Origin of the sequence: Polaromonas sp., assembly GCF_036676035.1 — a bacterium.
In the GTDB taxonomy this organism is placed as follows: Bacteria; Pseudomonadota; Gammaproteobacteria; order Burkholderiales; family Burkholderiaceae_C; genus Polaromonas.
On the sequence record NZ_JAKFDR010000132.1, the window covers coordinates 1 to 4,879 of the forward strand.

Annotated in this window: 8 protein-coding genes; 4 read left to right on the forward strand and 4 right to left on the reverse strand. The window is 63.0% G+C overall.

The features are described 5' to 3' along the window. Positions 1–178: 178 nt before the first annotated feature. The 4 genes from V6M61_RS20775 (at position 179) to V6M61_RS20790 (ending at position 2,234) form a co-directional block, all read left to right on the forward strand. The gene (locus V6M61_RS20775) at positions 179–415 is read left to right on the forward strand and encodes a hypothetical protein (RefSeq protein WP_332778510.1); all 237 of its coding nucleotides are present in this window, start codon (positions 179–181) and stop codon (positions 413–415) included. A gap of 80 nt (positions 416–495) precedes the next feature. After that, on the forward strand, positions 496–843 hold the full coding sequence (locus V6M61_RS20780; protein ID WP_332778511.1) for a hypothetical protein: 348 nt from the start codon (positions 496–498) through the stop codon (positions 841–843). 30 nt (positions 844–873) lie between these two features. Beyond that, complete coding sequence (locus tag V6M61_RS20785; protein WP_332778512.1) at positions 874–1,722, forward strand: alpha/beta hydrolase; 849 nt, start codon at positions 874–876, stop codon at positions 1,720–1,722. A 35-nt stretch (positions 1,723–1,757) separates the two neighbouring features. Next, positions 1,758–2,234 carry a hypothetical protein gene (locus tag V6M61_RS20790; protein ID WP_332778513.1) on the forward strand — a complete coding sequence of 159 codons (477 nt, stop codon included), beginning with the start codon at positions 1,758–1,760 and terminating at the stop codon, positions 2,232–2,234. A gap of 35 nt (positions 2,235–2,269) precedes the next feature. Here the strand turns inward: V6M61_RS20790 and V6M61_RS20795 are convergent, their stop codons facing one another. From V6M61_RS20795 to V6M61_RS20810, 4 genes are all read right to left on the reverse strand, one after another. Continuing rightward, positions 2,270–2,584, reverse strand: a complete 315-nt coding sequence (locus tag V6M61_RS20795) for a CcdB family protein (RefSeq protein WP_332778514.1) — start codon at positions 2,582–2,584, stop codon at positions 2,270–2,272. Between the two features lie 11 nt (positions 2,585–2,595). Beyond that, positions 2,596–2,835: a type II toxin-antitoxin system CcdA family antitoxin gene (locus tag V6M61_RS20800; protein WP_332778515.1), complete on the reverse strand. Its 240-nt coding sequence runs from the start codon at positions 2,833–2,835 to the stop codon at positions 2,596–2,598. A gap of 71 nt (positions 2,836–2,906) precedes the next feature. After that, positions 2,907–4,325, reverse strand: a complete 1,419-nt coding sequence (locus tag V6M61_RS20805) for an FAD-binding oxidoreductase (RefSeq protein WP_442957827.1) — start codon at positions 4,323–4,325, stop codon at positions 2,907–2,909. 5 nt (positions 4,326–4,330) lie between these two features. Continuing rightward, complete coding sequence (locus V6M61_RS20810) at positions 4,331–4,699, reverse strand: DUF2069 domain-containing protein (RefSeq protein WP_332778517.1); 369 nt, start codon at positions 4,697–4,699, stop codon at positions 4,331–4,333. Positions 4,700–4,879: the final 180 nt, after the last annotated feature.

Genomic DNA, 4,879 nt, shown 5'->3' on the forward strand with positions numbered 1-4,879 from the left:
GACCGCCCGAAAAGGCACCTGCCCTTCGGGTTGGGACGAAATCGGGCGATTTGTCCACCAAACCCCTTGCATGGGCATGAGCCCATGCGGCGTGGTGTTGGCAGCCAACTCATCCCGATTGCGTCCCAACGCGACCCCAAATAAAGCGTGAACAGGCTCTTAACGAAAGGAGGACGGTATGCAAACGCTATCGCAAATCTTGTTCTGGGTCGGATTGCTTTCGATCCCGCTGTCATGGCTGTTGTGGTTTTTCGGGCCGCAACTGGAGGTCGGACGGCATGTCCTTAGCAACATCACCGATCCCGCGCTGAAGGCGGTGCTGCAGGAAGCGCACGCAGAACGCTGGGGAATCTTCGTTGGACTTTGGCCGGCGACGCTTTTCCTGCTTAGCTTTCTTCTTGAGAAGGGAATTTGACATCCGCGCCGGCGCGGTAGCGGCGAGCGTGCCTGACCACCACCCTGCTGCGTCGCGCACATGTTGCGTTGGAGCCCGCCATGCCCGAGCAACTCACCAAGCATCCCGGGGTGACCCTGGAGGTCCTGCGCAGCGCGGGCGCCCAGTGCGCTGAGGGTGTGCCCCAGGTCATACTCACCAGCTGCCCGGCCGAGCGCTTCTGCAAACTGCCGGGCGGTGAGATCTGCGTTTTCGGCTTGGACGATGCATCCAAAATGACACAGATCACGTCTACCGAGTGGAGAGCGCTATTGCCATCCGCCTTGCCCGAATCGCCATCCACGTCTGAATCGTTCATGAGCGAAGCGCTGCTGAGCGGCGGTTTAGGCCTGCTGGCAGGCGTGGCCATAGGGCTGGCCGTCTCACACTTGCGCCGCCGGCCGCATTGAGGCATCGTCCGACCGTAGGGGGCGCGAGCCATGGAAGTCTTGCTGAAAGTGTTGACCGTGGGCGGCGCGGCGTATGCCGCGCTGTTGGCCATCGTGTTCGTGCTGCAGGCGCACCTCATCTACTTCCCCGATGTGGGGCGGCAGATTCTGCAGACGCCCAAGGACGCCGGGCTAGCCTACGAGGCGGTGTGGTTGACGACGGAAGACGGGGTTCGGATCGAGGCCTGGTATGTCCCCGCGCCGGCGGCGCGCGGCGCGGTGCTGCTCGCCCACGGCAACGCCGGCAACATCTCGCACCGGGTGGACTACGCCCGCATGTTCCACCGCCTCGGCTACTCGCTGCTGCTGCTCGAATACCGCGGCTACGGCCGCAGCGAAGGCAAGCCGAGCGAGGAGGGCACCTACGCCGATGCCCGCGCCGCCTGGCGCCACCTCGTGGCGCAGCGGGGGTTCCCGCCCGAGCGCATCGTGCTGGTGGGCGAGTCCCTGGGCGGCGCCGTCGTCGCCCGGCTCGCCGCGGCCGAGCGCCCCGGGGCGCTGGTGCTGGCATCATGCTTCGTCTCGGTGCCCGAACTGGCGGCGGAGCTCTATCCCTGGCTGCCGGCGCGGTGGTTGGCGCGCTACCGCTATGACGCGCTGGAGGCCCTAGCGCGCGTCGCTAGCCCGGTGCTCATCGCCCACAGCCGCCAGGACGACATCGTGCCGTTTCGCCACGGCGAGCGGCTGTTTGCCGCCGCCAAGGAGCCGAAAGCGTTTTTGGAGCTGGCCGGCGGCCATAACGACGGCTTTCTGTTCACGCGTGAGGCATGGCGCGAGGCGCTGGGGCGCTTCCTGGCGCAGCACCTCCCGGCGGGCGCCATGAGTCCTGCTCCACGGTAAAAGGTTCGGGTGCAGCATTTTTATTCGAGGTTGCCATGGTCACCATCAAATACGCTGATCTGCGTGATGCCTTTGATTTCGTCAGTTTCGGTGATCCGTTCGACAGCAGTGCCTTCATCTGCGCCGATACGGGCGTGATCTACTGCACGTCGGACACCCTCGAACTCGACGAGGAAGTCCCGGAGGACCTGGAAACATCCGATCGGTACATCGCCGTCCCGCACAAGAACGATTTGAACCTCGGCCGGGACCTGGTGCTGTCCTTCGTCGATCAAGCGCTGCCCGACGACTACGGCACCGTGGCGGGCTTCTTTCGACGCAAAGGCGCCTACAGTCGCTTCAAACAATTACTGGAGTCCCGAGGTGTCCTCGAAGCCTGGTACACGTTCGAAGCCCATGCCGTTGAAGCCGCATTGCGCCAATGGTGTGAAGAGAATGACGTTCACCCTACACCCGCACCACCTGCCCTGGATTCATCAGGTTTTGAGGGTCCAGGCCGCGAGGGAAATTAGCGAGGGAAATTAGGGTCGCCCATTTCTCCGGTGTTTCAATACGCTCCAAACAAAACATCAAGCGCGTCAACAATGATTTCACTTTGACCGCGCAGGCTTGTGACCGATTTTTTTAGCTCTGTAGCAGGAAAGGCTGCGATTGCTGCCGTGTCAAGCACCACAGCATTGCCGGAAACTTCAAAAACCGGATTAAGGTCGCTCATGCGCTGCTCAAATTGGTGCGCCGCGCGCATAGGAATGACCACGCGGCTGGCGAGACGATGGATGTGGTCGTTTTGCACGTCGAGCAAATACGGCGTTCTCTTTCGCAAAACTGCGTCAGGGTGTTGATAGACATCAAAACGGGCCATGCTTGTGCCTGTCAGAAGCTGCGGTACTTCGCCAGCGGCAGGCCTTCTTCGGCAATGCGCAGGTTGTAGGCGTCAATCGCTTCCTTGTTGTCTTCGTTCCAGCGCTCCCAATAGCGGCGATCGACTTCGGCGGTTAAAAAGGCGTCCACCGTTTGCGACAAATTAATGCCCAACTCCTTGGCGCGCTTGAGCGTCCGCGCATTGATTGACAGATTGACTGGCCGTTTCTGGGTATCGGAAGCAGTTCGCATGGCAGGCTCCTTTGAGGATGTGCACGATTTATGTGCATATTAACATGCGCATAAAATTGCCTGCAAGGTTCTCAAACCCGCACCACCCGCCCCGGGTTCATCAAATTCTGCGGGTCCAGCGCCTGCTTGATGGCGCGCATCATGTTCAGCGCCACCGGCGATTTGTGCTGTTCCAGCTTGTCGAGTTTGAGGCTGCCGACGCCATGTTCGGCTGAAATGGAGCCGCCGAACTGCGCCACCGAGTCGTAGACCAGCGCATTGACCCGTTCTTCCTGCTCACGCAGGAACGCAGCGGCATCACCGCCTTCGGGCGCCTGCACGTTGTAATGCAGGTTGCCGTCGCCCAGATGACCAAAATTAACGAGGCGCACGCCGGGCAGAGCTTGCTGCAGGATGGCATCCGTCACCTCTACAAACTCGGGAATGCGCGACACGGCAATCGAAATGTCATGCTTGATGTTCAAGCCTTCCTCGGCCTGCGCCAGCGGAATGCTTTCGCGGATGTGCCAGAGCTGGTGCGCCTGCGCCAGGTTTTCAGCCACGACCGCGTCCGTGACGCAGCCCTGCTCCAGCGCGAGTTCAAGCAGGCGTTCGAACTGCTCGCGCGCGTGCGCTTCCGACTCGTGGTCGGAGTTTTCAAGCAGCACGCAAAACGGCGTGTCCTGGTACAGCGGCACGCGCAGCTGGCCGAAGTGCTTGGCCACCAGGCTCAGGGCAAACTGTCCCATTACTTCAAAACCGGTCAGGCCGGCGCCCAGATGGCGGTGCGCCAGGCCCAGCAAGGTCACGGCCTGGTCCATGGACGGCACGGCCGCCCAGGCCGTTAGCTGCGCCGCGGGCAGGGGGTAGAGCTTGAGCGTGGCGGCGGTGATGATGCCCAGCGTGCCTTCGCTGCCCACGAACAGGTCGCGCAGGTCGTAGCCGGTGTTGTCTTTGCGCAGGCCAGAGAGGCCTTCCCAGATATCGCCTTGCGGCGTGATGACTTCCAGCCCCAGGCACAGGTCGCGCGCATTGCCGTAGCGCAGCACCTGCGTGCCGCCGGCGTTGCTGGCCAGGTTGCCGCCAATCGTGCAGCTGCCTTCGGCGGCCAGGCTCAGGGGAAATAAGAAACCGGCTTTTTCGGCCGTTTCCTGCAGGGTTTGCAGCACGCAGCCGGCATCTACCGTCATGGTCAGGTTGGCCGCGTCCAGGGCTCGCACGGTGTTCATGCGCTGCAGGCTGAGCACGATCTGCCGTCCGGAGCCGTCCGGCGTGGAGCCGCCCACCAGGCCGGTGTTGCCACCCTGCGGCACCAGGCTGATGCCGGCTGCCGCACAGGCCTTGACGGTGGCCGCCACTTCCGCGGTGCTGCCGGGCCGCACCACGGCCAGTGCCTTGCCGCGCGCGCGTTTGCGCCAGTCCTGCTCCCAGGCGCTCAGGTCGCCGTCGCACAGCACATGGGCAGCGCCCACGATGTCCCGCAATGAAGTCAATAAGCTTAAGGTGTCCATGGTCGTCATACTTCCGGTGTTGGGGTTTTCAGCCGCACGCGCACGTGCAGCGCACAGGCGGTGAACAGCAGCAGGCACAAGACCACCTCAGCCATGGCGAGGTAGTTGCCGGGCGCCCGGTCGCTCCAGGCGCGCACGGCGCCTTCGGTGAAGTAAAGCCACACCAGCAGGCTGACCCAGCGGTAGGTGTACATGCGGTTTTTGAGCAAACCCGCCAGCGGAATGCACAGCGGCAGCACCTTGAGCGCCAGCAGCGAGCCGCCCGGGCGCACCGGCGCCAGCCACAGCTCCCAGGCCAGGCCCAGTGCAATCAGGCCCGCGAGGCTGGCCAGCGCCAGCCAGCGCGTCATGTCGATTTGCGTTGTTTTATTCATGTAGAAGGGTGGGGCATCAATTCAACGGGGGCGCGTCATCTGTTGAACCTAGAAACGGCAGTTGGACGCGCCCGAGTGGGCCGTCATGGGGTGGGCTGGCAAGGCGTGACGAGGCAGCAGGCTGATGCCTGCAAGGAGGAGCAACGCCGCCAGCACGCGCCAGGGCGGCTCAATCGGGTG